Source organism: Acinetobacter sp. CFCC 10889 (assembly GCF_003268395.1).
Taxonomy (GTDB): Bacteria; Pseudomonadota; Gammaproteobacteria; order Pseudomonadales; family Moraxellaceae; genus Acinetobacter.
Window position 1 is genome coordinate 1 of record NZ_LQXQ01000106.1, and the last position, 4,923, is coordinate 4,923.

A 4,923-nucleotide genomic window follows, 5' to 3' on the forward strand; every position below is an offset into this window, starting at 1 on the left:
TAAATGGAATAAAAATTTATCTAGACCTATCTACACATAATTTTTAGCAAGAATAGCGTTATATTTTGATCAAAAAAAATGCCCAGAGAGGGATCAATGGGCAAAACTAAGGACCTTGACGGTCATTCAGAAACTACAGCTAGGTTCTAGCTATGATTCTGCATTTAATTAAGAAAAGCTACACTGGCTGAATATATCAAAAGTTGAATCATGTGATTTATCATTAATTAATACACTTGAGAAAACAAGATCATAGCCCTGCTGATTAATACAATAACTCACCAAACAAATCCGCTCTGATCTCTTCTAAGCTGAGATCTGATTTCATTCTATTACAAAGTGGATGAACCAGCAGACCATTCTCTAGCACCCCTTGGCCACCTGCGGCTTTGGCAATCCGATGATCCGATTCAGTAGAATCGAGATAGATTAATCCATCACAAATGGGGCAAAAGTTATGATTACCCACCAGAAAATTGTGCTTAAGCAAATTTTTGGTTAATGCTGAAAAGGCCTTGGGCTTTGATCGAGAGATCGGGCTAATCGATTCCACATATCCGACTACATGCTCTACAACCACTTTATCATAATTACCCAAAAATCTTTCAGAGTAAAACTCGTTAAAGTTGATGTACTTAAAAGCCTTTGACATCGACAAAATGAAGGTATTCAGGCATTCTTTATCTTTAAAATCAATATCCATTTCTAGGCTTAAACAGATAAAGGCCTTATAAACGATTTGCAGTCGATCATAGCCTTTAATCCCACTCCCGAACTTGCCGACCGTTTCAGTGATCGCCACTGGAAAATTGGCAATCAAGAATTCAATACTACTGCGGACGCGTGTAAACTCTTTAAAGCTAATCGTTCTATGATGAATCTGCATGATGCTTTCATGAATTTCAAACACAATAGCAAACCATGCGAGAAAGGAAGTAATCTGAAAACGCTGGTCTTTATAAAAATATAAGAATGGATGTAAACCCAAACTCGGAACCCCAGTATTTTTACAGGAGTTGCCATTCTGCAAAGGATCGTAAACAGATGCGACATGAGCTTTTCAACGCGTTCACCCTGATTCAGGCTCATAATATTATGAATCTGATCACCCGCAATGATATTCATGAGTTCATTGACCAAGCCAATTTTTTTGCCATGACTCATTTCAGTGTCTAATAAGATGGTAGAGAAAAGCAGCTGATGGATCTTCTCCCCCAACTCGATCAGCTCATTTAAACGCGTATATTGAAGCTCTTCTAAATTGGATTTATTGTCATTGATATAGCAACAGGCATAGATCGCATAATATGCATCACTCCCCCGACTTCTTAGATGATATTCCTCATATTTATCCAGGCGTTTAGTATCTGAGTTAATTGATTGAAATACGCGTCGTGCATCTTCTGGAGTACCAAGCACTTGCCTGAAACTGATTTTAATATCTTCTAATTTGGACTTTTGTTCTGCAAATTTGGCATCAGTACAAATTTTTTGGAAGTCAGCCAGATCCCCTAAATGACTTCGGAGGTAACGAATATCCTCTTTCTGTTGGTCATTAAAGTTAGGTGCTTGATTGACTTGTTCATCAGCAAAATAGCGATTGATCCACGCATAAATACTCGAAAGACGATGCGCCCCATCGATAATATAAATATTGTTTTTAATATCTTTCCAATACAAGATACACAAATTGATATTCTGATCTTCTGTGCAATCCTCAATAAAGTTCGCAATTTCTTGCACACTCCAATATTCAGTAGAGCGCTGATTATCGGCTTTGAATAAACATTTAAGGATTTCGTGCCGGGCAAAATCAGTCAGTGTGACCTCAAAATTGTCTCGTTGCTTTGAAGGAGACATTTCTTCTAGTGACATGACTTTACGCTGAATAATATTCGTTAGTAATCGTGTTGGACCCATTTTTATTTACAACCCCTCAATTTTCATAAACAGTTTCAACAAAAAATGATTAAATTCAGTCATAAAAAGCAAGTGAACAAACTAATGTGGTTCCGTTAATTAGACCACTCAATTCAGTTTTATAAGTGATAAATCCGCTCTAAATATTTAAATTATGCTGCCATTACTTTTAGTAAATGTTGATCATAAAATTCATTTGGTGTTGCCTTATTCAAACTTGAATGAGGACGTATCGTGTTTTGACATCCTCACCCCCTTAAAAAAGGGTGATTCCTACAGCTAGACGCTTATGCCCAAGCGCAAGAATGTTTAGAGCTGAGTTTATATCTCGATCCCTATCTAAACACATAGATACAAATAACACTTGGAATCCTTTCATAACAAAGGATTCCACTTTGTTTACATACTTACTATGTAGAATCATGAAGCTTTCCATATAGCATCTCGATTGTCTTTTTTTGCTCTAAATTATCAATTTCTAATTCCTTAACCCTTGCTTTTAAAGTAGCAATCAATGCGTCCTTTGATGATTCGGAAGTGTTTTTCAATGTGCTTGTATTTGCACATTTACTCTTACTCTCAACCCTATGCTTCTTAATTTGATTAGCAATAGATTCCTCTCTATAAAGCCAAGCTGTCGATACGTTTGCTTTTTCTGCTACAGTTTTGAAATTAATAGTGGCTTTTTCCTTTAGCATTTGTTTTATTGCTAACTCTGTGCGCTTAATAGCTTCATTCTTCTTCTTTAAGGCATTTTCCTTTAAACCTTGAGTGTTTCTATCATGGCTCATATTAATTACTCTCTAAGGGTGCAATAATTTTCACTAAAGATTCTTTGATATTTTCATTCATTTCCAGTTGGCGAACCCAACCGTTCTTTTTACACGTTTCAATAATCACTTCGGTTCTTTGTAGTTGCTCTTTGTGTTGAGGTAAAAAGGTGTGATCTGTTCTAAAGTTTGAGCATGTCAGACAGGCATTAGCATGTGGGCAACCGCCCTGAACAACGGGTAGTGAGCAAAGTCCATTTGGTAAAGTTTGCATTGCTATGTTTTTTTTAAGCCATTGAGCATCAATATTATTTGCATCTGTTCCCATTGTTAAATCATTAATAATATCTTGATCATTAAACTTTTTACCGTTTATATCAATCATTGTGCTGTTAAATTTCTTGAACTCTTTTTTTAATGTTTCATCTAAAATATGAGCATAGGTGCTAGTCATCACAGGGGTTTCATGACCTAAATATTTTTGGACAATATGTTGCGGAACTCCATTGTTAATCATTCGAGTTGCTACGGTGTGCCTAAATTGATGAAACCCAAAACGAATAACCTTTCCACTCGCATCATTTATATTATTTTCAACTGCAAGTGCGTTTAGATTTTTAATTAGAGTTCCTTTGCTCCATGCTTTTCCTGCTCTTGGATAAGGAATGCCATTTTCCTGAAATTTGGGGGTTGTAAATAGTAAAACAGGAGCTTGACCAAACTCTGTAATCATAGCTTTTTGTTGTTCCCTGATTACGGAAACTAACTCTGCTGAAATTGGAACGATATGATCTTTTTTCATTTTAAATTGATAATATTTAAGAAAGTAATCCCCATTTTCATCAGGAGAAATACAATTAAACATTAAACTACAGCACTCACTAATTCTCATCCCAACCTCTTGTAGTACAAGAAAAAACCTCGTCACATCAGGATTTAATTTATCAATATGCTGATTTAATTGACTCATTACATTTTCGGGAATGAATTTTGGTATTGATTTAGGCAGGCTTGGATAATCCGTATCCCTAATTAGTTTAGTTGCCCCAAATTTAATAAAATTTGTATCCTCACACCATTCAAAATACTGTCTTAAAGATGCTAATCTTCTTTTAATCGTTGAAGATTTTAATTCAGATTTAGACCATTCAAAAAAGACTTTTTGCATTTCTGATCTAGTAACTTCATGCGCTTCGCATTCAGGGTTTATAGAGTAAAGTGCTCTGCTGAAAAATGTAATAGCATCAATATTTGTCTTTAATGTGCTTTTTGATCTAGTTGAAAATACAGCCTTAATAAATGCCTTAGCCGAACTTATTAACCAATCAAAGTGAATGTTGCTAAAGTTCAGTTTATGTGTTTCTGTATCTCCTTTAGATACAGCATCAAAATCACTTTTAACCAACCAAACATCTTCGGTTTTTATAGTAATTTTTTTCAGACACTCTTGATAAATATCAGGATGATTCTTTTTAATAACACCTTCACCAATTCCTGATTCGTTCATTAATTTTCTTACACTGATATATCCACCATTAGGAATAGGTGGTGTATTCTTTGGATTTCCATTTTTAAGTCTTTCTAAGGCTTCCAAAAGTATCAAGCGATCTTGGGTGTGCCTTGAAGTTTTTTGCTTTTCAATTTCAATCAATATCTGATTATGAGCGTCTGGATAACTTTTCCTAACCATCATGTCAAAGGTTTCAGAAAACCCTGCTTCCCTACAGACTTTTTTTACAGTAATTACCTCATTTTTAGACAACAATATGGTTAAAGCTTTTAATAGCTTATCGTGCTTTTCTTTATTACCATACCTAGCATATTCACCTTGAAGCTCATTTATTTTGTTAAGAATGTCAGGGAAATATGCATACAAGTACGAATCAGAAACATCTGCTTCTTTAGCTACAGATGCTACAGTTACTTTAGCGTTTTTATTAACATTCCTTGTTTCTCCTGTTTTAAAACGCTCTATTGCCTCCATACAGCGTTTTCTAACAAGACTAGCATGAATGGTTATGCTTTCATTCTTTGAGTCTTTTAATGAGCTGACATAAAGCATCACATCCCTAAAATCCCTATGTAACTCAGTAGGTGAAACTCTCGCTTCTTTGGCAATATTTTTGAATATTAATTTTCCTTTCTTACTAATAACAATAGGATTCCCATTAATTATTCTATCAATGGCTTCTATTGCTTGCTGTTTTACGTTTATAGATTTAGTTGTAGACCT

2 protein-coding genes and 2 pseudogenes are annotated in these 4,923 nt (G+C 34.9%); all 4 read right to left on the reverse strand.

Translation table 11 applies throughout. From position 1 onward, the window contains the following. Nucleotides 1-265 precede the first annotated feature (265 nt). A pseudogene (locus tag AVJ19_RS22825) lies at nt 266-1,920 on the reverse strand (HNH endonuclease signature motif containing protein). Between the two features lie 256 nt (nt 1,921-2,176). After that, nucleotides 2,177-2,254 (reverse strand): annotated as a pseudogene (locus tag AVJ19_RS20240) (RNA-guided endonuclease TnpB family protein); the annotation flags it as partial. A gap of 76 nt (nt 2,255-2,330) precedes the next feature. After that, complete coding sequence (locus AVJ19_RS20245; protein WP_111861330.1) at nt 2,331-2,711, reverse strand: DUF6262 family protein; 381 nt, start codon at nt 2,709-2,711, stop codon at nt 2,331-2,333. Nucleotide 2,712: 1 nt separating this feature from the next. Continuing rightward, nucleotides 2,713-4,923, reverse strand: a 2,211-nt coding sequence (locus tag AVJ19_RS20250; RefSeq protein ID WP_111861331.1) for a tyrosine-type recombinase/integrase, incomplete at its 5' end; no start/stop codon positions are given.

Coding starts and splice junctions, on each gene's coding strand:
- AVJ19_RS20245 (WP_111861330.1), bottom strand. CDS start 2,711: ATGAGCCATGATAGAAACACTCAAGGTTTAAAGGAAAATGCCTTAAAG.